The sequence below is a fragment of the Lachnospira pectinoschiza genome, assembly GCF_900103815.1.
GTDB classification, from domain to species: Bacteria; Bacillota; Clostridia; order Lachnospirales; family Lachnospiraceae; genus Lachnospira; species Lachnospira pectinoschiza_B.
The window spans coordinates 248,336-274,752 of sequence record NZ_FNHZ01000003.1; the positions used below are offsets into that span (position 1 = coordinate 248,336).

Below are 26,417 nucleotides of genomic sequence, written 5' to 3' on the forward strand. Positions count from 1 at the left end.
TTCCTAGCCTATAATATTTTAATATCAGTTCTTACTATGTCCTTTATTTTTCCTTCTTCATCAAGTAATAAAAAGGCATAGTAAATTCCTTCTGGAGTATATGTTTCAACGATAATTCTATCATTCCCTAAATAAATAGGTATATATGTTTCTTCTTTAAAACAATAAAATTCATCCATTAATTCACCTTTTTCCAATCTAGCAATAAAAATATTGTCAGTAGTATTATCATATAAATTTAATGCATAAATATTTTGGCCATTATATACTAAAGAGCCTAATCTTGTATTATCAGTTATTTCATATATTTTTTTCTTATCTCCATCAAAAGATGACTCATAAATTCCATCATTACATACCCAATAAATCAAATTGTTGTCAACATATATATACGAACACACATCATTATCTATTTTTTTACATTCTTTTTTATTTAAATCGTAATAATATAAATCTGATGCTAACGAATCATAATTTTCTGATAGTCTAAATACTAACTTGTTATCATAAAAAGACAATTCTTCTATCTCTGTTTCTTTTGCTGTATATGAATAAATAGTTTCCTTTGATTTATCAGCTAAATTAATTTTTTCAATAATTGCAGTATTGTTATTATCCATATTTACAACTGAAGATGAACAATAAACATAATCTTCATATACAACATAAGAAAAATAATCATTACCATTATCTGGTGTTTCAACTAAATCGCATATCCATTCATGTTCTGATCCATCGCTCGAAATTCTACATAAACTACACATATAGTTCGTAGTATTTCGATTAATATAATACAAAAAACCATCATAATAAAATAAACTTCCTATTATTACCGACCCATCAATATAAGCATCACAATCTTCATCTACATCCTCTAACGAATGTGAACAGTTTATTTTGGAACATAACGGCATGCTCTCATTTGTTTTTTTATCTAAATATGCTATAAAATATTTAGATAAGTTTTCATTTCTCGCACAAAAATAGTAACCATCATCAGATTCTGCTACCTCACTACCCAACATAAATATTCCATTTTTCTCTGTAATATTAGTATTATTATAATTTATTACATCGTTTTGTTTCTTATTTACAGAGCACGCTGCTAAACTAAATAACATAACTAATGATAGCGCTCCTGCAAATAGTTTTTTATTACACTCCTTCACATCTATCGTCCTCCCTCTATTTAAATAATATTATATTAGTTCTTTAACTACAATATGTTCAATGGTACAAATTTATTAGTACTATTGTTTTACAAATAATGAGTTTTCCATTTTTTAGCATAAAACAAGGGGCTTGTAGTAAACTACAAGCCCCTTGGCGTCCGAACTATATATATTTAAATTTATGCTTTTTAAAAATTACATTCTGTCATGGAATGTTCTGCTAATAACATCCATCTGCTGTTCCTTTGTTAAGTCGATGAACTTAACAGCGTAACCAGATACACGGATTGTGAAGTTAGCATACTCAGGCTTTTCTGGGTGTTCCATAGCATCGATTAACTTATCCTTACCGAATACGTTAACGTTAAGGTGATGAGCACCCTGATCGAAGTAACCATCCATTACATTAACAAGGTTGTTAACTCTTTCTTCTTCATTATGACCAAGAGCGTCTGGGTTCATTGTCTGTGTATTAGAAATACCATCAAGAGCCCAACCGTAAGGTAACTTAGTTAATGAGTTAAGAGAAGCAACTAAACCGTTCTGCTCTGCACCGTAAGATGGGTTAGCACCTGGAGCAAGAGGAGTACCAGCCTTACGTCCATCTGGCATGTTACCTGTATACTTACCGTAAACTACGTTAGATGTAATTGTAAGGATTGATGTTGTAGGCTTAGAATTTCTGTATGTATGTCTCTTCTTAATCTTATCCATGAATGTCTTAAGTAACCATACAGCGATGTCATCAGCTCTGTCATCATCGTTACCATACTTAGGGAAGTCGCCTTCTGTTTCGTAATCAACGTTGAATCCTGTTTCATCTCTGATAACCTTAACCTTAGCATACTTAATAGCTGAAAGTGAATCTACTACGTGAGAGAAACCAGCGATACCTGTAGCGAATGTTCTTTCTACATCTGTATCGATAAGAGCCATCTCTGCTGCTTCATAATAGTACTTATCATGCATGTACTGAATTAAGTTAAGTGTATTAACGTAAAGACCAGCTAACCAGTCCATCATCTTGTCGAACTTAGCAACAACATCATCATACTCAAGGTATTCTGTTGTTACACGTGGGAATGCAGGACCAACCTGATCTCTAGACTTAGCATCTACACCACCATTGATAGCGTAAAGTAAGCACTTAGCAAGGTTAGCTCTAGCACCGAAGAACTGCATTTCCTTACCTGTCTGTGTAGCAGATACACAACAGCAGATAGCGTAGTCATCGCCCCAGTAAACTTTCATAACATCATCGTTCTCATACTGAATTGAAGATGTATCTACTGAAATCTTAGCAGCATACTTCTTGAATGCATCTGGTAACTTTGATGAATATAATACTGTTAAGTTTGGTTCTGGTGAAGGACCCATGTTCTCAAGTGTATGTAAGAATCTGTAATCAGTCTTTGTAACCATTGAACGTCCATCAACACCCATACCTGCAAGATCACAAGTTACCCATGTAGGATCACCTGAGAATAACTGCTGGTAAGCGTTTGGTCTAGCAAACTTAACCATTCTGAACTTCATTACTAAATGATCGATTAATTCCTGAGCTTCGCTTTCAGTTAATGTACCTGCAGCTAAATCTCTTGAAATATAGATATCAAGGAATGTAGCAACACGACCAACTGACATAGCAGCACCGTTCTGTGTCTTAACAGCAGCTAAATAACCGAAGTATAACCACTGAACTGCTTCTCTAGCATCCTTAGCTGGCTTAGAGATATCGAAACCATAGCTTGCTGCCATAGCCTTCATACCCTTAAGTGCGTTAATCTGATCCTTTAATTCTTCTCTCTGTCTGATGATATCATCGTACATTGTACCATCACCACAGTTGTTGAAGTCATGAGTCTTCTCTTCGATAAGGTGATCAATACCGTAAAGAGCAACTCTTCTGTAATCACCTACGATACGTCCACGACCATATGTATCTGGAAGACCTGTAATAACATGGCTATGTCTAGCAGCCTTCATCTCTGGTGTGTAAGCATCGAAAACACCCTGGTTATGTGTCTTGTGGTATTCTGTAAATACCTTATGTAAATCAGCATCTGGTGTATAACCATTCTCTGTTAATGACTTCTCAGCCATTGCAATACCACCGTAAGGCATGAATGCTCTCTTAAGTGGTGCATCTGTCTGAAGACCTACTACTGTTTCAAGGTCCTTCATAGATTCATCAATATATCCTGGGCCGTAAGCTGTAAGACCTGAAACAACCTTTGTTTCCATGTCTAATACACCGCCGTTAGCTCTTTCCTGAGCCTGTAATTCCTGTAATCTACCCCAAAGCTTATCTGTTGCTTCTGTAGGGCCTGCTAAGAAACTCTCATCACCATCATAAGGTGTGTAGTTCTTCTGAATGAAGTCTCTAACGTTAACTTCTTCTTTCCAAAGTCTTCCTTCGAAACCGTTCCACTGTTCAAACTGTAACATAGTTGAACTCCTCCTTAAAAAGCTATAAAAAATTAATATGTGTGTTTTTGATTGTATATTGTATACAATCACGCTTAAAATAAAATTTGCCATCGCTTCAGTTAGATAATTAAATTAACTTTAACTTTGACAAATCTGTAACAATCTTAACCGCAAATATATATTAACACCTATTATTTTTATTTGCAATAGAACTAAATTAAGTATTCAATTTAGTACAATCTAAGTTATTATCTATATTTTTTCTATAATTAAAGAGGCGGAGTTAACTAGTAAAACTCCACCTCCTAAATGAAATTAAAAATAAAAGGTTATTGTAATATTGCGTATCTTAATTGATTAAAGACCCATAAAAGCCTTAAGTGCTGGTTCATTAACAAAACCAACCTGCTTATTAACTTCCTTACCATCCTTAAAAAGAATAAGTGTTGGAATTGACATAACATTGAACTTCTCAGCGATTGCTGGGTTCTCATCTACATCGATCTTTACGATCTTTACATCGTCCTGGCTAGCAGCTACCTTTTCAAGTACTGGTGCAAGCATCTTACAAGGTCCACACCATGTTGCCCAAAAATCTACTAATACAGGCTTATCTGAATTTAAAACTTCTGCTTCAAAATTGCTCTCTGTTCCATGAATAATTTGCATAATTTATACCTCCAAAATATAATCACATTTTATGGTTAATTGGCTCAATTAAATTGTGTACAATTATTTTATAACATATCACAATTTTAATTGCAAGGCTTTTTCCTTTTTTTTAGAAAATTTAGTTTCCTTTTATTTTTACTTTTTCATTAATTGCTTAATTTCATTCATTGCCTCACTATCCTTAAAAGTCGCCATTGGGTTTCTCTTAAGAATTCTTGTTAAGTTTCTAATTTGACGTCTATCTGTAGCTTTGACTTTATCCTCTTCCTTAGAAATTACCTCTAATGCTGCCTTTAAAATTGTCTCATCAATTAACTTCTTCTTTAAAAGTTCTTTAACTGTATCAGAGGTTCTTGAAAGACTATTAAGTTTAGTTTCCTTAAAGGCTTCTAAGCTATCAGTAAGATCATTCTTCTTATTCTCTAGATACTTAGCAAAATGTAGTTTCTTTCTTGAAGCTATAAAAGAAAGTTCTCTTCTCTTTCTTCTATATTTCTTTCTGTTCTCAGCAAACTCGTCTTCTGCAAATGCATACGCTATTTCTAACTTATCTGTAATAAACTTAATATGTTCATGTTCAGAAGAAATCTTATTAAGCATTGCTTTAAGATCAAGAGCTTCATTAGCAGAAACTGTCACATCCACACTAAAATATGCTGTAAAGATAAAAGCCAGAATCTCTGTTACATATACTGGAAGTCCTAAAACTAGTCCCTCAATAGGTGTATGAATCACCTTAATCATAAGGCAAGAAAAAAATCCCCAACATAGACTTGCGATTAAGCAAATGTGTCCATTTACATTTAAAAATCTCTTTGAATAATCCCAGTATTTAACTCCAAAGATTCTCTCCATTGCAGCCCCAGTAATGTATTCTAGAATTGTTGCTGCTATCATTCCAAAAAAGAAAACCGCCACTAGATTATCTCTAAACTTTATTGTGCTTATTAAAATTGTTACTGCTCCAGACCCATAAATTGGTAAAAAGGGTCCATGTAAAAAACCTCTATTGACTAATTCTCTTTTTCTTACTGATACATAGCAAGACTCCCAAATCCAGCCAATAAAACAATACAATGCAAAAAATATAATCCACTGCGTTAAACTATAATAACTCATGATGTCTCCCTTAAATAATGCCTTTAGCGTAATTTTAACCTAAATTAATTCTATCACATTTTCATAATCATTAGTTATAAATTATAAAGGCTGCCTCTTGAAACTTTGTCTTTGAAACAGTTACAATAAGAGAGAACATTTACTTAGGAGGTTTTTCTATGAATTTACATACAATATTTACTGGAGGAACTATTGGTAGTTTCCTTGGGGATAACGACCTTATTTCCACAGATAAGGGAAGTCCCTATAAACTAATCAATTTTTATAAGAAGAATTATGCAAATGCTACGACTATCAACTTTACAAGCTCTAATCCTTACACTTTATTAAGCGAGAATCTTGATGGCGACCATTTGAATTTACTCATTAAGGAAATTAGTAAGGTTCTTGAAAATGAAGAGCTTGACGGTATTATCGTAACTCACGGAACAGATACACTTCAGTACAGTGCTGCTGTTTTAGGATACATTTTCAATGATGCAAGAATTCCTATTATTCTTGTTTCTTCTGATTTCGTTCTTGAGGATAAGCGTGCAAATGGCCTTATTAATTACCATGTTGCGGTGGAATTTATGAAGGCAAAGCTTGGCAAGGGCGTATTTGTAAGTTACTGTAACAAGGGTGGAATCCCTACAATCCACAGAGCTACAAGACTTGAGCCACCTGTAACATTATCTGCAGATGTGGAAAGTGTTAAGAAGAGTCATTATGCAATTTATTTAAACGATACATTTGAATTAAATGATCAGTATAAAAGCGATGACAAGAATCTAGAAAGTTTTACAAAGCTTGGGCTTGAGGCTAAGGATATTATCTTAACTAATCAGTCTAGCGAGGTAATGCGTATTCGTCCATATGTGGGAATGACTTATCCTGACTTGGATGATTATATTGAAAATTTAGCGCAAGATAATATTATTAACGAAGAAGAGGGACATGAGAAATTTAGTAACTGTCTTGAGGCTATCTTAATTGAAAGTTTCCATTCAGGTACAATTCATGTCACAAAGGAATTAGAGGAATTAACTAACAGAGCTAAGGAGCTTAACATTCCAGTTTATATCACTGGTTTATCAAATAGTGAAAAGGCCTATGAAACTGTTGAGGAATATAGAAAACTTGGCATCATACCTTTAAGAGAATCTTCAATTATTTCTCAGTATTGTAAGCTTTGGCTTGCAGCTAGTAATGGTCTTAATGTTAGAGAGATTATGAATTGCTCTATTGCAGAAGATTGGGTATAAATTAGAAATTTTCTTTTTTAATATGTGGGTAAAAATAAAGACTTGTGAAAATGTGATGATACATTTTCACAAGTCTTTTTGGCATCTGCCAGCTAATTCTTAGCTGGCGCCTTAACTTAAGGACATTCGGAATCCGCTTCGCTACTCTCGAACTGAGAGTTATAAAGGTCAGCATAGAAGCCGTTCTTTGCTATTAACTCATCGTGGTTACCTTGTTCAACGATATCGCCATCTTTCATAACGAGAATGATGTCGGCATCTTTGATTGTTGATAATCTATGAGCGATTACAAAGCTTGTTCTTCCGCGCATTAAATTATCCATAGCCTTCTGAATTCTTATCTCAGTTCTTGTATCTACTGATGAAGTTGCCTCATCTAAGATAAGAATAGGATTGTCGGCAAGAATTGCTCTTGCAATTGTAAGAAGCTGCTTCTGACCCTGAGATACATTACTTGCATCTTCATTAAGCTCAAAGTCGTAACCTCCTGGCAATGTTTCAATAAAGTGATGAGCATGGGCGGCCTTAGCGGCTGCAATAACTTCTTCATCTGTAGCTTCTAGACGGCCGTATCTAATATTTTCCATAATACTAGCCTTATAAGCCCATGTATCCTGTAATACCATGCCAAATGCATCTCTTAAATCACGTCTATTAAAGTCTTTAATGTTGTGTCCATCAACTAAAATCGCACCTTCATCTACATCATAGAATCTCATAAGGAGCTTAACCATAGTTGTCTTACCAGCACCAGTTGGACCTACAATAGCTACCTTCTGACCTGGCTTTACACTAGCACTAAAGTCTTTAATAATTGTCTGCTCTTTATTATATCCAAATTTAATATGTTCAAATTCAACATGACCTTCGATACCTTCAGTAGATACTGGATTTTCAACTTCCTGGTCTTCCTCTTCCTCATCGAGGAATTCGAATACTCTTTCAGAAGCTGCAGCCATGGACTGAACCTGATTGATTACCTGTGCCATTTGCTGAATAGGCTGTGTGAAGTTCTTTACGTACTGAATAAAGGCCTGAATATCACCAATTGTTATTGTGCCTTTAATTGCAAGTAAACCACCTGTTAAGGCAACGCCTACATAACCTAAGTTACCAACAAACTGCATGATAGGCATCATCATACCTGAGAAGAACTGTGACTTCCAAGCTGAACTGTATAAGACATCATTAGTCTTATTAAAATCATCTACGAAATCCTTCTCCTTATTAAATGCCTTAACAACTAAATGACCACCATAAGTTTCCTCGATTGTACCATTGATGTGGCCTAAGTATTCCTGCTGAACTTTAAAGAATTTCTGAGATCTCTTAATTACAAAAGAAATAAGTCCCATAGATACTGGTAAAATAACTAATGCAATAAGAGTCATTAATGGGGAAATGCTAAGCATCATAACAAGTACACCAATCATTGTGGCAACTGATGTAATAATCTGTGTGATGCTCTGATTCAAGCCCTGACTTAAGGTATCAACATCATTAGTTATTCTTGATAAAATCTCACCGTAAGTTCTTGTTTCAAAGTACTTCATAGGTAATCTATTAATCTTTAATGAGATTTCCTTACGAAGCTGATAACTTACCTTCTGAGTAATGCCTGTCATAATCCAGCCCTGAATTAAACTGAATAAAGCACTAAATAAATATAGTAATAAAACAAATATTAAGATTTTTCCAATCTTTGTAAAATCAATTCCGCCTGTTCCTGCAATCTTGCTTAATAAACCTTCTGAAAGTGTTGTTGTTGCCCTACCTAAAACCTTAGGTCCCACTACTGAAAATACAGTAGATATAGCTGCCATTATCATTACAATAACAATGGCTATTTTATAACGGCCAATGTAGGCAAGTAGTTTTCCAATAGAGCCTTTAAAATCCTTGGCTTTTTCTACTGGCATCATTCCTCTAGCTGGGCCTCTTCTTGGTCGATTGTTTGTATTATCTGCCATTATTATCACCTCCGTAGAGTTCTTCCTTTGACAACTGTGAACTTGCAATCTGTCTGTAGGTCTCACAATTTTCCAATAATTCCTTATGTGTACCCTTACCTACAATTTCACCATCTTCCATAACTAAGATCTGGTCTGCATGAAGGATAGTGCTAATTCTCTGGGCAACGATAATTACTGTTGCATCAGATACATTTTTAGCAAGTTCAGCTCTAAGCTTAGCGTCTGTCTTTAAGTCGAGGGCTGAGAAGCTATCATCAAAAATGTATACCTTAGGCTGCTTTGCAATAGCTCTCGCAATAGACAATCTCTGCTTCTGACCACCTGAAACGTTACTACCACCTTGAGCTATAGGGCTGCTATAAGTATCTGACTTCTTATCAATAAATTCAGTAGCCTGTGCAATTTCGGCTGCCTTTACAACCTCCTCACGACTTGCCTCATCTCTACCAAACTTAATATTTGACTCAATATCTCCTGAGAAAAGAACGCCCTTTTGTGGCACAACGCCTAAGGCATCTCTTAAATCATGGAGCTTTATATCTCTAATATCTACGCCATCAAGGCTAATCTTTCCCTTTGTAACATCGTAGAGTCTAGGAATAAGGTTAACCAAGGTAGATTTACCACAACCTGTACTACCAATAATAGCTGTAGTTTCTCCTGGTTTTGCTGTAAATGTAATGTCTGTAAGCACATTTGCTTTAGCATTAGGGTACATAAAGTCTACATGATCAAACTCAATAACACCCTTAACATCACTTACTTCCTTAGTTTCCTTTGCATCCTTGATGCTTGGCTTAGTTACTAAAACTTCATCAATTCTTTCAGCTGCTACAATTGAACGAGGTAACATAATTGAAAGGCCTGTAAGCATAAGGAAAGACATTACAATCTGAATTGCATATGTTAAAAAGGCTGTCATTGTACCAACCTGCATAACGCCCATGTCGATTCTCTTAGCTGAAACCCAAACAATAAGTACTGAAAGACCGTTCATTAAAACTGTCATTATTGGCATCATGAAAGTCATGGTTCTATTAGTGAAAAGTGTTGTCTTTGTAAGGTCTATATTGGCAACATCGAATCTTTCCTCTTCATGCTTTTCTCTACCAAAAGCTCTAATAACTGGAATACCTGTTAAAATTTCTCTCGATACGAGGTTAACTCTATCCACTAACTTCTGCATTGCCTTAAACTTTGGTAATGCAATAGCCATTAAAAGTCCTACAAAGCCTAGAATTACAACAACCGCAAGAACGATAACCCAACCCATTCCGGCCTTTGTATTAACAACTCTAATAACACCACCAATACCTAAGATTGGTGCATATAAAATCATTCGAAGCATAAGTACTGCCACGAACTGGATTTGCTGAACGTCGTTAGTTGTTCTTGTAATAAGAGAAGCTGTTGAGAACTGATCCATTTCTGCATTAGAGAAACTCATAACCGTTGTATATAACTGTCCTCTTAAATCTCTACCAATACCAGCGGCAACTCTAGATGCAAAGTAGCCAACTAAGATTGTTGCAACTGCAATAACAAGTGCCATTAAAAGCATCTTAAGACCTGCAATTATAAGGTAGTGTGTCTGATATGCATCCATATCCATTCCTGCCTTTTCCATCTCAGCCTTAGCATAAGTAATTGCAGTAGTCTTAATTAGGCTCTCCCCCATTGTGTCATAGGTTTTTTGAAACTCTTCTCTAATCTGACTAACCATAGCTGAGTAATCAGTTACACCAGTTGCAGCATAAGCGCTTGCATCAGCGCCTTGATTTGCATCCATAGGGTATGTGCTTGCATCAGCTGTCTGATATACATTTGCATCAACCGCTGTTGTATCGGCTGCATTAGCGCTTGACTCCATCTCCTGACTAACGGCATTTACTATCATTATTACAAATGCCATGTCCTCGTCATATTCTGAGAGTTTTTCTTCACTCTTAACATTTAAAAGATAATTTGATGATTCCTCATCGTAATCGTAACTATTTTCCCAAATCTTTAATTCTTCTTCATTCATGAAAAATTTGGCAAATTCGTAATCGCTTGATGTTATCTCCTCAGGAAGTACATGGTCTACTCCACCATTGATAATTCCCACATCAATAATGTTTGATGTGTACTGAGGCAAACCTAAATCACAGTAAGCCTGTAGACCAAGTAGTGCTACAATAAGGATTACTGTCTTCCAATAAGGCGCAATTGCCTTTAGAATTCTCTTCATTGGTCCTCCTTAATAAATTAATACTGCTTGAGAAAACTGTGCTTTGTATCTTAATCTAAATGCTGTAAGGGAATATTCTGTTGCACACCCCTTCATTGGATCTGCCATAATGACTTTGTCATTTTCCTTGTCAAAACCAATTAATACTAAGCAATGTTCTCCTCTTAAATAGCCCATGGGCTTTCCCTCATATGTCCATAAAATATTGTTATCTCCCACTGACTTCATGTCTTCGGTAGCCCAGACAATTACTGGATGACCTGCGGCAACAAGACCAAGTAAAGAGTCAACATCTGTTCCAGAAATGTTACCAATTACTAAACTATTCACCCCTCTAGCCTTTAGGTAATTTTGGGCGCAATTACACAAAGCCTCTGCGTAACAACCGTAACTAGAGTCTGTAAAAACATTTCCTATAAATTTTGTAAAATAGTTATCCCCTTTCTCGCCAGTATCTAGGTAGTTTGCAAGAATCTCCTTATCGCAATCCACCCCTAGATAGTTAAGCACCATGGCAAGTGAAGTTATCTCACAGCCTGATGGCATATCCGGTAACTGGGAAAAACATGTAAAATTATCTAATTCGTACCTTGATGCTGCAGTTGCAAGGACGCTCATATTTATCTTGTGGTAATTGTATAAATTACCCACCCAAATAGGCTTCGTTGCAGAAATGTAAGAATTCTTAACATAGCCCTCATCTGTATCTGTGGCTACTTTGGTGTAATTCTCCCCGATTTCAACTACAACAACTTCATCTCCGTAGTAAAGCTCTCCAACCTTACTAGCTCTGTCATTATTGCCGCTTCTAATCCAACAATAGACTAGAGCATAGGCAATTGACCCCTCTTTATCACTAACAGCACTGCCAGATTCTAGAGCCGCGCTATCAGTAGTTTGAATTATGACCTCCATCTGAGTACTCTCAGCCGTGTCTAATTCTGTGCTTTCTTCTTGCACCCCTTCAGTTTCTCTTAGGCTTTCTTCATCCGCTGCAACGCTTGGCATGTCGGATAAAGTAACCTTTACAGAGTTTTTTACTTTATTGCTTTTAATGGCAGATGAAAGGATAACAGCCAAAACAATAAGTACAGGAACTGCAACAATTAGCAAATGTTTCAATTGAAGCTTACTTAATTTTTTAAGAAATCTTCTGCCCCTCTTTTTCATAGAATCTCCTAAATAGCTTATGATTTAATATAAGTAACACAATACCAATAACTACCATAATTATAGAGATAAACTGTGATGTTGATAAAGGTCCCACACTACCTCTGACATCACCTCTAAAAATTTCTATTATAAATCTACCTACGCCGTAAGTTAATAAGTAAATAAATCCCACATCACCAGGAAGCAAGTGCTTTCTTGATGAGTCTCCACCGTGGATATTCTTCCAAGCTGTATAGCCCCACTTACGAGAGATAAATATTAATAGTGCCATGTTTAAAAAGTCCCCAACAGAACTCATTAACTGAGTTGGGATAAGGCGTACACCTGCTGGTGCAAATAAACTGCTCTCCGGAAATACAACACCAAATCTGCTAGTTGTAATAGCTCCATAACAGCAACCAGCAAGATAGCATCCGATTCTACCAAAGCCCTGTGCTAAGGCGATTTCTGGCATTACTAAATCGAAATACTCCATGAAATTAAGCTTCTTAATCTTGCAATACAAGAAGTTAAATAAGACACCAAATATGATTCCTCCATAAACCACAAAGCCTGAAGAACCAAGTACTGCCATTGGGTCTTTTAAAAATGCATCAAATTCCACTATGATATAGAGGATCTTAGCGCCGGCAAAGCCGGAAATACCTGCGATAATCGCAATATCAATTATTGCCTCATCTTTTAACTTGTATAACTTAGCCCTAAATTCTGCTAGAAGCATCGCAAAAATAAAGCCCAAGGCAATCATAAAGCCGTAACCATGCACAGTAAAATTGCCGATTGTAAACAAATCTGTCTTCATACATCTCTCCCTTTTTATTGTTTTGCATTTATAGATTTTATTACAAAAAAATCTATTTTGATATAACTTTATATTTATTTAATCAAGGTTTAATTCTTTTCTAACCTTTCTCAAACGCATGGAAAATTCCCTGTAAAATCCTGTTAAATTCTTAGCTCTATAGGACGTCTTATAAAACGTCTTTAGATTATAAAGATTAAAAATCTGTCTATTCTCCTCTGATAAATTGGCCATTTCAGCTCTAACATCACATAAATACTTATGCCAATTTGAAGAAAAGCTTGAATACTCCTCTAAATCCTCAATTCCAAGCCAATTCTTAACCTTAACCTTAGCTAAGCCATCCTTATAGCACTGATTCTTTTGTAAAATGTAATAAAATTTATCAGAACTTTCCCAATAACGTCCAAGGGGAAACATTCTGCAAATACCTGGTCTGTAACTGTGAATAGTGCATCTGTCACTATCATTTAAAAAACTACAGGCTCTAGATTCATTTTTCATATTAATATTGGGTAAAATAATCCCATCAACGAGATTAAGTTGGATATATTCGCTAGCTAAAAGGGAGTCAAAGTCGCTAAATTTAAGGCTTTCACCCGCCTCCTGTTCTTCTGCCTCCTTACTAGCCCTTATTATTTCGAAAATGTCACGAGGATCAAGAACGATATTATTATCCATATCCTTACAACACATTGCAGTGCAACCACTACAACCACTAGTCTCTGCCTTAACTAAATCATTATCTGTATATAACTTACCATCAGATATCTCATCTAATGAAACTTCTCTAATCATTCTCTCTCCTAATTATAACTTATTTTGTTATTATTTTGTTATTTTTTTGTCGAAGAAATCCACTATTCAAGCGAAAAACTCTCATTTTTCATTATAGCATTATTGACTTTGGTGTGCTACAATGTGTAACTGTGTTTAATAAAAAATTTATTAGGCAGTTAAGGAGATTAAAATAAAATGCAGAAGGAAAAAATTATCACATTCGGTGAGCTTATGATGAGACTTTCACCGGAAAACAATGAGCGATTTACACAGGCTCACTCTTATGAAGCAGTTTATGGTGGTGGAGAGGCCAACACAGCTGTTTCATTATCAAATTTTGGCGTAGATGTTGACTACGTCACAAAGTTACCTTGTCATCCAATTGGACAAAGCGCTGTAAATTCTCTTCGTCAGTATGGCGTTGGTATTGATAGCATTGTTCGTGGTGGCGATCAGATTGGTATCTATTTTCTAGAAAAGAAGACATCACAGAGACCAACTAATGTAATTTACAACAGAGCTGGTTCAGCATTTGCCCTTGCTAAGGAAGAAGATTTTGATTGGGACAAGATTTTTGAAGGCGCAACATGGTTCCACTTCTCAGGAATTACACCTGCTATTTCAGATGAAATGGCTAAGATTACTCTTATTGCTTGTAAGAAGGCAAAGGAACTTGGTCTTACAATTAGCTGTGACTTAAACTACAGAAGCAAGCTTTGGTCTAGTGAGAAGGCTTGTGAAGTTATGACAGAGATTTGTAAGTATGTTGATGTTTGTATTGCTAACGAGGACGATGCAATCGGCATCTTCTCTATGGATCCAAGCAAGGCTGAAAATGTTGAAAAGAACGCTTATATTGCTGGCGAACTTACAAAGATGTTCCCTAACTTTAAGTGTGTAGCTTCTGTTTGGAGAGAAGAAAGAACAATTACAACTTTCAAGCTTCAGTCTATGATTTACAGAGATGGAAAGGCTTATTACAGCAAGGAATATTTCATGAACATCCTTGACTACATCGGTGCTGGCGATGCTTATTGTGCTGGTATTATCTATAGTTTCATCAATGACTATGATACACAGAAGGCAGTTGAATTTGCTAATGCAGCAAGCTGCTTAAAGCATACAGTATCTGGTGACTTCAACTTAGTAACAGCTGAAGAAGTTAATAAGTTAGCATTTTCAAAGGCTGGAAACGAAGTTTCAAGATAAATAAAAGAGATGTGTTAGTTAAGCTGACATATTAAATTATAAAGCAAGCACGAAAGGCCTGTTTACTGGAAAAATTATGAAAAAAGCCCCTTAAGACTAATTCTTAAGGGGCTTGATTTTTATTAAATCGTGATTAAATTATTGTGTCTAATATCTTATAACTGGCTTGTTCATAAGCTCTAAGTCCTAGGATTCTAAGGTTTTCCTACTCTACATCACGAATTCCGTACTTTTCAATAATGTAATCCATATCCTTATCACCACGACCTGAAAGGTTAATAAGAATTGAGCCCTTGCCCATCTTCTTAGCAAGCTTAATTGCATAAGCTACTGCATGTGAGCTCTCAATAGCAGGAATAATACCTTCAAGTCTAGAAAGTGTATAGAAGGCATCAATTGTCTCTTCATCATCCACTACATCATACTTAACACGGCCAAGGTCACGAAGGAAAGCGTGCTCAGGGCCTGAAGATGGATAATCAAGTCCGCTGGCAATTGAATAAACTGGAGCAGGATCTCCATTTTCATCCTTAAGCATAATAGAATTAAAGCCATGCATAATGCCCTCTGTTCCATAAGTTAAGCTAGCTGCATGATCCCCAAGCTTTGGACCGCGTCCAAGTGGCTCAACACCATAAATATCAACAGGATAATTTAAAAATCCTGAGAACATACCCATTGAGTTAGAACCACCACCAACGCAGGCAACTACTGCATCTGGAAGCTCACCTGTCATTTCGACAAACTGCTCTCTTGCCTCAATACCAACAACGCTCTGGAAATCACGAACCATCATTGGGAATGGATGTGGGCCAACGCAAGAACCGATACAATAAATTGCATCCTTATATTCCTTTGCATAGGCTGTAAATGCAGCATCAACCGCCTCTTTAAGAGTCTGCAAGCCATCTGTTACTGAGATAACATTTGCACCAAGAATCTTCATTCTAGCTACATTAGGTGCCTGCTTCTTGATGTCTACTGCGCCCATGTAAATGTCACATTTTAAGCCAAAGTATGCTGCAGCTGTGGCAAGAGCAACACCATGCTGGCCTGCGCCTGTTTCTGCGATAATCTTAGATTTTCCCATGTATTTTGCAAGTAATGCCTCACCCATACAGTGATTGAGCTTATGTGCGCCTGTGTGATTTAAGTCTTCTCTCTTAGCGTAGAGCTGCACATTTCCTAGCTTGCTTGATAATCTCTCAAGATGAGAAATTGGTGTAGGTCTGCCCTGGAATTCCTTACGGATGCGGCGTAATTCGTTAATAAACTTTCTTGACTTACAGATTGTAAAATAGCTCTCTGTAATCTCATTCATAGCTGCCTGAAGCTCGTCAGGAATATAAGAACCACCATATGGTCCAAAATATCCCTTTTCGTCAGGATAATTTTTAAAATATGTGTCAAAATTCACGTCTTTATAATTCATTTCTTCCTCCATTCTGTGGCAAGTGCTCTTGTCACGAAACCCTAAGCTTTTACTTACATTTACTACATCTTTTAATCCTTAGAGTCACTATACTATAGAATTTTATCACTTTAAAGTAATAAAAACAACGTGAAATTTAATTTTTTATTTTGGACCTATATATAAAAAAGCTCACATGAAAACCATGTGAGCTTAGTGTTTTAGCGACTTTTAATTAATTTATAAATCCATCATAAAAAGTATAAAATTTGATAAAATGGCTTTAGGGTATTATAGATATCTGCACCTTCATTCCCGTACTTAGAAACAAGATTCTTGTAAAACTGCTGTTTATCATCTTTAAGATTTTCCCTTAGAAAGGCTATTAATTCTGATTTACTACCATCCTCAATTTCTAATTTATGCTTAAAAATAATATCAACAAGCTTTTCAAATTTTTCTTGTATGGTCCAGTAAACTTCAGGCGCAAAAAAGCCTATCGACTTTTTAAACTCATAAATATCTCTACCCTTATCTTTACCATATAAGCAAGTAAATACCGTATTTAATTGTTGCTTATTATCTTTTCCAATACAATTAATTATTGTATTGATCTCATCCTTATCCGATACAGGTTTTAAAACGGATTCTGGATTAAGATTATCTGTTAAATCCGAATTTTTTTTGTTATCTAAATGCACCGGACGATTCATTCGCTTAACTTTCATGTGTTTCTCTTCCCAGAAACTAACCACTGCATCAAACCCTGTATCATTTGAAACAATAATCATCTCTTGGCTAGAATCCTCATGAAGTTGATAGCCTAAGTATGTCACCAGCTGAAAATCTAGACCATTGTTGCCTTCATGACAACTAATAAAGTTAGCTTTATCAGGATGTTTCAGCAAATATTTCACTGTCTCATACTCAAGTCTTGGGGAATGGCCTGTGTAGAAAACATAGAATTTGCTATCCACGTTTTCATCCATCAAGCAAACCCAAGAATCGCCTACATTTTCCGTGTCTATAAAGAATGCCTTATTCATTTGACCTCCTTTACGAAGCCACTAAAACATTTTAATTATATCACTGATAATTAATTATTACTATTAAAAATGTATCTCAAACGGAGCTAAATCACCATCTGACAGGTGGCACAAAGTGCCACTGCGTTCATGAGGCAGTAGCGAAGCGGATTCCGAATGTCCTCTTTACATGAGAAAACCTTACAAATTCTTCCTCATCTCATGCCAAGCCTCTCCTCCCCATGTGGAATTGGCCTGTCCTAAATCCTCAAAGCCAAACTTCTTATACATAGGAACACGAGAATCAAGGCAAGTTAAAGTAAGATACTTTCTGCCTCTTTTTAGCTGTAATTCACCATATTTAGAAACGAGGTTTCGGGCAAGTCCCTGCATTCTATACTCAGGAAGTACATCCAAACCAAGAATCATGATGTTATCACCCTTCTCGTCATACAATTCTTCCTGTGTGAAAAATTCATCTCTAAAGCTAATTTCCTTTGTTGCCAAACCATTAATAAAGCCAGCAATAAGGCCAGTCTCCTTATCAACTGCCACAAAGAAATCATCCTTATCTTTATTAATCCTTCTTGTCATAGCCTCTTTTGTGCAAGCCTCGTTTGGAGGAAAACAAATTTGCTCAATCTCCACAGCCTGCTCAATCTCATCAAGTCTAATCGTTCTAAAATCAAATTCTTTCATATATCCTCCCAAAAAATATACTAGGCAAACAGCCGAAGGCGCCTTTGCCGGCCGGCCAATTTCACCTCCCGGTAGGCAAACAGCGAAGCGCCTTTGCCGTACTCCACCTTCCCGGCAGTTCCCACTCCCTGCAATTCTACACTCGCCTAGGAGGAGGGATAGTTTTTTTAAGACTGTTCTAGCCCCTTCAGCACTTGAAAAGCCCCTCTTAAAAAGAGGGGCTTTTCTTAGTACTGCTAAGAGGGCTAGTCAAGCGCAAGCGTGTCTTAAAAAAATTCTATCCCTCCGACCTCCAATACTCTGTCTTAAGGTCAATATACCCTGTTGAGAAACTTTCTATTGGATTTTCTCTACATTTAAAATTAAAGGAAATATACAATTCCTTATTCTTTACATCAGTAAAATAATCATCATAAGAATAAACATCTGAAGTCAAAAGGGTTGTCCCCGGAATCGATACTGTATCATACATACCATAGGTATACAAGCTCTTACCCTGACCCAAATATCCATCAGTATCAACATCGAAAGTAAGATCTTCTGTCTTATTTACAATATAATATTTCAGACCTTCATCATAATTAATATGACTATTAGTATCCTGAACGTAATCATAAGCACTATAAATATCAACGTAGTCATTAGAATAAATAATATGATATCTTGATAAATCATATGTAATATCTATTGTTGAAGTTGTTGTCAACTTAACAACATTGTCACATTCATAAATACTATCACTATCTAATGTTAAAACTTCAATCTTATCAAAATAAATATTCTTAATCTCACTCTTTGCAACATTAGAAAAATCTTCATAAACTGTAACCGTGCTGTGCTTTTTATAATTATCACTAGCATATAAATAACCGTTATAATCAGTAAAATCATTAAAAGTGTGAGAAGATAGAATAATTTTTACATTCGTATCACTATTATTAACCACTTCTAACTCTAGCTTATATCCATCCTTGAAATTGCTATGATCCTTATAAATATTCTTTAAAGTAACTGTTACGTTCTGATTCTTATCACCATCTACAAAATAGTTTAAAATCTGACCATCGCCTTCAACTGAATAACTTTCAAGCTGATAATCCTCATAAGAATATTCATTTAACATTTCGTCCGTACGATATTTGTCGTCACTATAATAATTATAGCCATCCTTTAAATATACCCACAACGGAACTACAACAAATATAACTAAAGCTACAACAATAATTAAAATAACCAACTTTGCACTAAAAGACTTCTTCTTTTTTAAAGAATTTGCCTTAGATCTACCGCTATTATTACTAGTATTTGAATACTGACTAAAATCGTAGTCATCATTTTCTTGCGCATTTTCAAATCTATTAATCCACTCTGAATCTAAATCATAAGTCGCACCACAGTTAGGACACCTGTCATAAATAGCTGTATCCACCTTAGATCCACAGTAATCACAAGTTATAACTGGTGGTTTATATTCCTTTTTCTTAGTTCTTTTATATGTAGTCGTATTATCTACATTATTATCCTCCGTTGATTTCTTATAAAGCCTGTATCCAACGAAAAATATGCATAATGCTGCTAAAAATCCCATTTCTTAATTCCTCATTTAACTTTATCTTTTTGACATTTTCTTAAGGTAGTCATCCTTTAGTTTACACTCATCTTTAAGTCTACTTATCTCTTCTTCTAGATGTGCGAGGTACTCCCTAGTTAGCTTAACTCCTCCTCTAACTGCCACATCTTCGTGCTTTTCCATTTCTGAAAGCCACTGCTCAAGAGATCTTTTTCTTATATTATTATACGTATCATCCGGTCTAGTAAACATTTTAATACTCCTTTACTCTGTCTACAACATGCGTAAGCTTCTCCCCTTTAGCGAAACGCTTAAGATTTTCAAGGAAAATTTTAACGCACACCTCTATAGTATAATCGTTTGTTAATTTTCCTGCAATATGAGGTGTTATTAAGAGATTGTGAGTATCCCAAAGCTTAGAGTCCTTATTAATTGGTTCTTGTGAAAATACATCTAGAGCCGCACCGTAGAGCTCACCCCTGTTAAGCTTATTAACCAATAGTTCTTGATCTAAAGCCTGACCTCTGCCTACATTAATTACGATTCCATTAGCACCAATTTTATCTAATTCCTTTCGGCCCATAAGCTTATTAGTTTCCTTTGTTGCAGGCATTGCCATAATTACAATGTCGTCTGGCTTAAGTACATTTTCAAGATTAGATACATTTTCAATACTATTAAAGTAATGGGAAAATGCATCTCTAACCTTTCCGCTTCTTGTAACCCCCACAATTTCCTTAGGCTCGAAAGCTACTAAACGCTTAGCAGTATTGCCCCCAATGTCACCGCAACCAAGAATTACAATTCTGCTATTCTTAATAGTCCTTTGCCAAACTGGAGCCTCCCAAACATGCTCAAGCTGGCCCTTTACAAAGCCAGCTTCTTTTCTTAAAAGCATTAGAAGCACCATAACTATATGTTCTGAAATAATAAGACCATATGCACCTGAAGAATTAGTTAAAATCACGTCATCCCTTAAAACTCTAGGCTTTAAAAAGACTTCAACCCCTGCAAAGGGTAGCGCAAGCCAAGACATTTGCTTGCATTCTGACACAATACTTGGAATATAGCCAAAAACTATATCCGCATCAGAGATGTGGCCGCTAGCCTCCCCTTCATTCTTATAAAAATCTATCTTAAAGTTTAGTTTCTTCGCCTCAGTTTCAATCTGCGATTTTGTTGTTTCATTAAAAGATGGGTTAATTACTGCAATTTTCATAGATAAATTCTCCCCTTATTTTTTATGAATATTATTGCACATAGAAATTATCAGGTAAAGTTAAAGATTTGCATTATTACTAAGAATTGGTAGGAAATTTTGCATGTAAGAGTGTAGGATTGTCAGCAAATATAAAAACCCGCTAGCATATAGTTTATGCTAGCGGGAGAGTTGTTTTAGATTATATAGCTAATCCAACAAATTAATCTTCTCAAGTAAATATTTCATAACAGTTTTTTCACCTATAATAACCTTGCCGGTACAAGCCATTCCATTTTTAAGATTTGCCACATCCCCATCTTTATTAGATATGACCATATTCTCGCATCTTACTTTTGCAATATAATAAGCAGCTCCTGTATTTTCATCAACTGTTATTGTCTTAGAGATATTTTCTATTTCCCCAGTAAAATAACCATATTCACTAGATGGAAATGATGATATCTCAAAATTTACATTTTGACCTTCTTTTATCTTTCCTATATCTGAATTAGAGATGTAAAGTTCAGCATAAAAACCTGATTCGCTTTCAGGATAAATACTCCCTATACTAACTCCTTCTTGTAAATATGCACCTTCATGCAAATCTTGACTCACATAATAATAACCTGAACTAGGAGCTGTTATAGTACAATTATCATTTTGAATATTATAGCTTTTTAAATATTTCTCACACTCCTCAATTTTTCCTTCAAGCTCTAATCTCTCAGATGCTATCTTTCCTTTTTCTGTAAGAATTGCTATGGTACTTGTAGACGAATCATCAGCTATTCCATTCATTTCCAACTTAGCTGTTTCTAAATTAGACTTTAAAGTCGTAAGGCTATCATTATAATTCTCAATCAATTGCTCAATAGTAGAAATCTGTGTTTGTTCTAACTGTGAAAGAGCCTGTTTTTGTTCATTTTGTGATAATGATATCTTATTATTTAGGCTTTCTTTCTGAGTTTCAAGTGTGGATTTTTCTTGAGCAAGGCTTTCACTTGCAGTTCCATTTTGTATTTCTACTAATTGTTTCTCAATTTCTTCTAACTGTGTCTTTAATTCTGAAATAGTATTATCATATTGTAATTTAGTATAATCATATTTTGAAATATAACTATTTACTAAGCTATAATAATAACTTTCTGAAGAATCAAAGCTATTACTTCTACTAGTAACACAGGCCTTAGCAGTATTAAGCTTATTAATCTTATCTTCATACTGTGTTATAGCGGATGAAATAGATTCTATATTTCCCTTACTAATCTCACTTTGTGATGACGTACTTTTATTGTTCGCTGAAATATTTTCAAGTAATAATGCTCTTCTATTAACAAATTCTTCATAATACTTATTATCTGAATATTCAGTTTCAATAGCTGTATTAGAATCCAAGGAATTCTCATATGCCTCAAGAATTTCTAATCGTTCCTGAGCATCCTGTAAACTATTTTGATAATTAACTATTGTATCTGAAAGAGACTCAATACTTACTTCACATATTACATCACCTTCATTTACGTGATCACCATTTTTAACATTTGCGCTTACAATCTTACCAGAAACCGCACTGCTTATATCATAAATAGTATCCTCACCTTTAAAAATTCCACTACTTTTCACAACATTATCAATTTTAAAAAAACAAGCCCATACAATTGCTATTATAAGAATTGATAGAATTGCATATATCGTATATACAAGAAAAGGATTAGGCTTTGAATCATAAACTTCAACACTATCACTTAAGTCCTTCATGTCTACTATTATTGGTTTCAATTTAACTTACCTCCCTTGTTTTTCATTAATTCATCAGTATCTTTTGTAACAACATCAAGATTCTGCTGACTTACAAGTTCGGCATATTTTCCGCCAAGTTCAGTAAGCTCTCTATGATTGCCACTTTCAATAATCTTACCCTTTTCCATAACATATATTCTGTCGCAATTCTTAATGGTACTTAATCGATGAGCTATAAATATAACTGTCATATCCTTAGAGAATTCATTAATTGTCTTATCTAATGCACGTTCTGTAATGGCATCAAGATTACTTGTAGCTTCATCTAATATTAAAATATCTGGCTTTTTAAGCATTGCTCTAGCAATAGCCAAGCGCTGTCTTTGTCCTCCTGATAGATTAGCACCATTTTCATCCAACATGGTTTCATATCTTAATGGAAATTCATTAATAAACTCATGAGCTTGAGCCTTCTTACTTGCTTCTATAATGTCATCTAGTGTTGCATAATCTAATCCTAAGGTCAAGTTTTCAAAGATAGTCCCACTAAACAGAAAAGTTTCTTGAGGAATATATGCAATTCTATCCCTTAACTTTTCTATTTGAATGTCTTTAATATTGTTGCCATTTATTAGAATTTCTCCTTTTTCAGCACTATACATGTATAAAAGAAGTTTTGATAAAGTTGTCTTACCTGAACCACTTTCTCCTACAAATGCTACTTTTTCACCCTTTTTAATAGTTAGATTAATATCTTCTAACACTAGCTTTCTTGTACCATATCTAAAGTCAAGATTTTTTATCTCAATATCTCCTGCAATACTTTCAGGATGCATCTTTTTATTTTCAACCTCAGTCTTCTCTGCTTCTAAATCCAAGATTTCTCCTAATCTATCAGCTGCTACAACTGCTGTTTGCATCTGAGGTTGTAAATTAATCAGGTTCTTTACTGGATCTAGAAAATATGCAAGCAAAGCATTAAAGGTAATTAGGGAACCAATAGTCATTTCTCCCTTTATTACACTTACTCCGCCTACCCAAAGGATAACTATACCTCCCACAAGCTCCACAAAGGTCTTAAGGGATGTTTGTAAATTTTCTACAAAACAAAGATTAAAAATGCTTTTTAATAACTTCACGAATTTCTTTTCTGTCTCAAGATTTACCTTTGGTTCTGCGTTATATGCCTTTACAGTCTGCACTCCATTTAAAGACTCCACCATATATGATGTAAGCTGCGCATTATCTTCCATCTGCTTACGATTAAGATTTTCATACCATTTATTAAATCCAACCACAATTATTGAATATAATATAACCATGATTACTGCGATTGCAAAAAGCTTTGGATTCTGTATAAATAGAATTATTGCTCCTGCTATTGCCATTAATGTATCAATCATAATAGTAAGAGTTGCTCCTGAGATTGCATCTCTAACCTTACTTGCATCATTAAAGCGAGAAATAATCTCTCCAACCTTTCGAGTACCAAAGAAATTCATTGGTAACTCCAACACATGCCTGTAATATCCAAGTAATAAAGCAATATCAAGTTTTTGGCTTAAATACAAAAGCAAATGTGATCTAAAGGCGTTTAATATCACCTTAAAAACATTCAGTAAAATCACACCTATAGACAATGTCATTAATGTTTTACTTAATGCATCTGGTAAAACACTATCAATCAATTCCTGAAAATAAAATGCACCTATAATTCCTAGAATTGTATACACAAGTGATGCCAAAAATATATGCACCAATAATTTTTTCTGTGGTTTTAGCAAATAAAAAAAGCGGCTAAACAAACCCTTTGTCTCGTCGCCTTTCTCAAATGTTTCTTTCTTTACTAATAGAATTAACACTCCAGACCACTGATACTTTGGTGGTTTACCTTCTTCATGTACCTCTCCAAAGAATTCTTCCGGTGTAAGCTTAACAATTCCCCTCCCAGGATCTGCGATTATCACCTGCTTTTTAGTAATCTTATGAATAACCACATAATGAAGCAAGCTACCATCTACAACAACATGTGCTATACATGGAAGTGGAAACTCAGAAAAGAACGCTTCTTTATTTCCTTTTACACCCTTAGCACTAAATCCAAGACTATCCAAAGCCTTTATCATACCATAAATATTTGTTCCCGATGTATCAGTTCCTGCTACTTCTCGAATTTTTGTTATCCCTATTTTATACTTGTTTTGCTTACATATGGTAGAAATACAGGCTGCGCCACAATCTGAAAAATCATACTGTTTTACACAATAATACCTCATATTAAACTCATACCATCCACTTTATTTTTTGTCTTACTCCACAAACGATTTTCTATAATTTTTGTTCCTTCATATATTTCTTTTTCTAGAAGCTTTTTAAATTTTTTTTCTAAATTTTCTCTTGCAGCTATATCATTTTTACTTAGTAAATATTTAATCCTAATATCTGTATATTCATTACCTACTTCTACATTATCAATGTTTTCTTTATCTGTCATTAAGTCAATCCATGTCATTTCTTTTTCTATATGTTTTTTCATTTTTTCAGTATAAAGATTAGTATTTAAAATTTTATAATACTCTTTTTGAGCCTTCTCAAATTCACCATCTCCCATAAATATATATGCCTGCGTTTCCTTCAATACCATACTATAATAATCATCCTCTTCTAAATTCGTATTATAATATTCTAAAAATTGTCTCTTTGCCGAATCTGCATCTCCTAAATACATAAAATCTGCTAAATTCACAACGGTAACTAATGATATAATTGATTTATTCTTCACAAGACAATAAATTAATTCCTTAACATTATATCCATCTGTAGTTGCTCCATCATCTGATTTTATAGGAATAATGCTTGATATAAACAATAAAAAATTTATTAATAATATTATTGCATAATACTTATCCGAAGGTAAATAATGTGTTTGCACAACACCTATTAGTCCTATCAATGCTAATAACAGATTAACAAAAGGACCGCCAAGAAACATCAACATCATATCCATAGGTGATATATCAATATTTATATTTGCAAAGCCACATTCACCCACTGAATTAATTGCAACTCCTTTTTTATAAATCAATTTTATTTTTTTATCAAAAATAAAAGCAACACGAAATATTCTTAACCAACAGCATTTCATGCCAACACATCTACCTATTATAATATGACCAAATTCATGAATTACTAATGAACATATAAAACACATAAAAATAAATACACAAAAAATCATTTACATTTTTCTCCTATATCTGTATGCATCCAAAAATGAGTTTTTCTTTAAAGCATTGTCATTTTTCCAGCATAAACTTTCAAAGTAATCTTCATCTGTACTAGTATATCTTTTCTTATATAAATTAAATGTTCCAATTTGATTTTCAATTTTAGTTAAATCAACATCATTTTTTAAACCATTTAATATATTTTCTATATAATTATCTAACACTATATTTAAATTGTCTATTTTATTCAACATTGGAGGCTTATCAACTGTAACTTCCAAACCATCTAAATATATTGTTCCAAATAATTCCAACACTTTCTTGTGATAATTACTAATATAGCTTAACCCATTTGAAGACGCCACAGCTACAGAAGAAGATGTTTTTCCAAGCAATTCAAAAACATGTGTCCAATATGCTAACCTATCCAAAAAATTTTTCATTATTCCAGGCACATCGTGAAGATAAACTGGAGACGCAAAAATGATATGCCTAGCTTTTTTCATTTTATCTTTAATTATTATTAAATCATCATTAATTGAACATTCACCAGTCATGAAACATCTCATACATCCTTTACAGAATTTAATATCATAATCGGCTAAAGACACAATTTCACAATTATAGCCTTTTTCTTCAATATAATTTTTTATTATTTGTGAAATTTTATATGAATTTGAATCATTTATACTTCTATTACTTCCTACAATAATTAATACGTCTATTTCATTCATTTAATTTAA

General features: G+C 34.5%; 21 protein-coding genes. 2 read left to right on the forward strand and 19 right to left on the reverse strand.

What is annotated here, in order from left to right:
* Nucleotides 1-8: 8 nt before the first annotated feature.
* The 4 genes from BLQ66_RS06895 to BLQ66_RS06910 form a co-directional block, all read right to left on the reverse strand.
* Nucleotides 9-1,169: a hypothetical protein gene (locus BLQ66_RS06895; RefSeq protein ID WP_074521538.1), complete on the reverse strand. Its 1,161-nt coding sequence runs from the start codon at nucleotides 1,167-1,169 to the stop codon at nucleotides 9-11.
* Between the two features lie 198 nt (nucleotides 1,170-1,367).
* Nucleotides 1,368-3,620: a formate C-acetyltransferase gene (gene pflB / locus BLQ66_RS06900; protein ID WP_074521539.1), complete on the reverse strand. Its 2,253-nt coding sequence runs from the start codon at nucleotides 3,618-3,620 to the stop codon at nucleotides 1,368-1,370.
* Nucleotides 3,621-3,959: 339 nt separating this feature from the next.
* Nucleotides 3,960-4,271 (reverse strand): thioredoxin, encoded by a 312-nt coding sequence (gene trxA, locus BLQ66_RS06905; RefSeq protein ID WP_074521540.1) that lies wholly within the window; start codon nucleotides 4,269-4,271, stop codon nucleotides 3,960-3,962.
* 138 nt (nucleotides 4,272-4,409) lie between these two features.
* Complete coding sequence (locus BLQ66_RS06910; protein ID WP_074521541.1) at nucleotides 4,410-5,393, reverse strand: putative ABC transporter permease; 984 nt, start codon at nucleotides 5,391-5,393, stop codon at nucleotides 4,410-4,412.
* Between the two features lie 158 nt (nucleotides 5,394-5,551).
* Between BLQ66_RS06910 and BLQ66_RS06915 the strand changes: the two genes are divergently transcribed.
* Entirely contained in the window at nucleotides 5,552-6,637 is a 1,086-nt protein-coding gene (locus BLQ66_RS06915; protein WP_074521542.1) for an asparaginase domain-containing protein, read from the forward strand.
* A 116-nt stretch (nucleotides 6,638-6,753) separates the two neighbouring features.
* Here BLQ66_RS06915 and BLQ66_RS06920 read toward each other — a convergent pair whose 3' ends face one another.
* The 5 genes from BLQ66_RS06920 to BLQ66_RS06940 all read right to left on the reverse strand — a co-directional run bounded on the left by BLQ66_RS06920 (nucleotide 6,754) and on the right by BLQ66_RS06940 (nucleotide 13,613).
* Complete coding sequence (locus tag BLQ66_RS06920; RefSeq protein ID WP_074521543.1) at nucleotides 6,754-8,607, reverse strand: ABC transporter ATP-binding protein; 1,854 nt, start codon at nucleotides 8,605-8,607, stop codon at nucleotides 6,754-6,756.
* Entirely contained in the window at nucleotides 8,597-10,840 is a 2,244-nt protein-coding gene (locus tag BLQ66_RS06925) for an ABC transporter ATP-binding protein (protein ID WP_074521544.1), read from the reverse strand. The genes BLQ66_RS06920 and BLQ66_RS06925 overlap by 11 nt, the downstream gene beginning before the upstream one ends.
* Nucleotides 10,841-10,849: 9 nt before the next feature.
* A complete protein-coding gene (locus BLQ66_RS06930) occupies nucleotides 10,850-12,010 on the reverse strand; it encodes a C39 family peptidase (protein ID WP_074521545.1) in 1,161 nt (386 codons plus the stop codon).
* Entirely contained in the window at nucleotides 11,982-12,815 is an 834-nt protein-coding gene (locus tag BLQ66_RS06935) for a prolipoprotein diacylglyceryl transferase (protein ID WP_074521546.1), read from the reverse strand. Before BLQ66_RS06935 ends, BLQ66_RS06930 begins: the two co-directional genes overlap by 29 nt.
* A 78-nt stretch (nucleotides 12,816-12,893) precedes the next feature.
* A complete protein-coding gene (locus BLQ66_RS06940; protein ID WP_074521547.1) occupies nucleotides 12,894-13,613 on the reverse strand; it encodes a YkgJ family cysteine cluster protein in 720 nt (239 codons plus the stop codon).
* A 177-nt stretch (nucleotides 13,614-13,790) separates the two neighbouring features.
* Here BLQ66_RS06940 and BLQ66_RS06945 point away from each other — a divergent pair, with 177 nt between their 5' ends.
* Complete coding sequence (locus tag BLQ66_RS06945; RefSeq protein ID WP_074521548.1) at nucleotides 13,791-14,804, forward strand: sugar kinase; 1,014 nt, start codon at nucleotides 13,791-13,793, stop codon at nucleotides 14,802-14,804.
* Nucleotides 14,805-15,009: 205 nt separating this feature from the next.
* On the opposite strand, the gene trpB is transcribed toward BLQ66_RS06945, so the two are convergent.
* The 10 genes from trpB to BLQ66_RS06995 all read right to left on the reverse strand — a co-directional run bounded on the left by trpB (nucleotide 15,010) and on the right by BLQ66_RS06995 (nucleotide 26,408).
* Nucleotides 15,010-16,236 carry a tryptophan synthase subunit beta gene (gene trpB / locus BLQ66_RS06950; RefSeq protein ID WP_180364706.1) on the reverse strand — a complete coding sequence of 409 codons (1,227 nt, stop codon included), beginning with the start codon at nucleotides 16,234-16,236 and terminating at the stop codon, nucleotides 15,010-15,012.
* A gap of 230 nt (nucleotides 16,237-16,466) precedes the next feature.
* Nucleotides 16,467-17,261, reverse strand: a complete 795-nt coding sequence (locus tag BLQ66_RS06955) for a PIN domain-containing protein (RefSeq protein ID WP_074521549.1) — start codon at nucleotides 17,259-17,261, stop codon at nucleotides 16,467-16,469.
* Nucleotides 17,262-17,441: 180 nt separating this feature from the next.
* Complete coding sequence (locus BLQ66_RS06960; protein ID WP_074521550.1) at nucleotides 17,442-17,939, reverse strand: GNAT family N-acetyltransferase; 498 nt, start codon at nucleotides 17,937-17,939, stop codon at nucleotides 17,442-17,444.
* 277 nt (nucleotides 17,940-18,216) lie between these two features.
* The gene (locus BLQ66_RS06965) at nucleotides 18,217-19,527 is read right to left on the reverse strand and encodes a zinc ribbon domain-containing protein (protein WP_074521551.1); all 1,311 of its coding nucleotides are present in this window, start codon (nucleotides 19,525-19,527) and stop codon (nucleotides 18,217-18,219) included.
* A gap of 21 nt (nucleotides 19,528-19,548) precedes the next feature.
* The gene (locus BLQ66_RS06970; RefSeq protein WP_074521552.1) at nucleotides 19,549-19,761 is read right to left on the reverse strand and encodes a hypothetical protein; all 213 of its coding nucleotides are present in this window, start codon (nucleotides 19,759-19,761) and stop codon (nucleotides 19,549-19,551) included.
* A 1-nt stretch (nucleotide 19,762) separates the two neighbouring features.
* Nucleotides 19,763-20,728, reverse strand: coding sequence for a D-2-hydroxyacid dehydrogenase (locus BLQ66_RS06975; RefSeq protein ID WP_074521553.1), 966 nt, complete (start codon nucleotides 20,726-20,728; stop codon nucleotides 19,763-19,765).
* A gap of 189 nt (nucleotides 20,729-20,917) precedes the next feature.
* On the reverse strand, nucleotides 20,918-22,489 hold the full coding sequence (locus BLQ66_RS06980; RefSeq protein WP_074521554.1) for a beta-barrel domain-containing protein: 1,572 nt from the start codon (nucleotides 22,487-22,489) through the stop codon (nucleotides 20,918-20,920).
* Entirely contained in the window at nucleotides 22,486-24,726 is a 2,241-nt protein-coding gene (locus BLQ66_RS06985; protein WP_074521555.1) for a peptidase domain-containing ABC transporter, read from the reverse strand. The genes BLQ66_RS06980 and BLQ66_RS06985 overlap by 4 nt, the downstream gene beginning before the upstream one ends.
* The gene (locus BLQ66_RS06990; protein ID WP_074521556.1) at nucleotides 24,723-25,685 is read right to left on the reverse strand and encodes a site-2 protease family protein; all 963 of its coding nucleotides are present in this window, start codon (nucleotides 25,683-25,685) and stop codon (nucleotides 24,723-24,725) included. Before BLQ66_RS06990 ends, BLQ66_RS06985 begins: the two co-directional genes overlap by 4 nt.
* Complete coding sequence (locus BLQ66_RS06995; RefSeq protein WP_074521557.1) at nucleotides 25,686-26,408, reverse strand: flavodoxin family protein; 723 nt, start codon at nucleotides 26,406-26,408, stop codon at nucleotides 25,686-25,688.
* Between the last annotated feature and the right edge of the window lie 9 nt (nucleotides 26,409-26,417).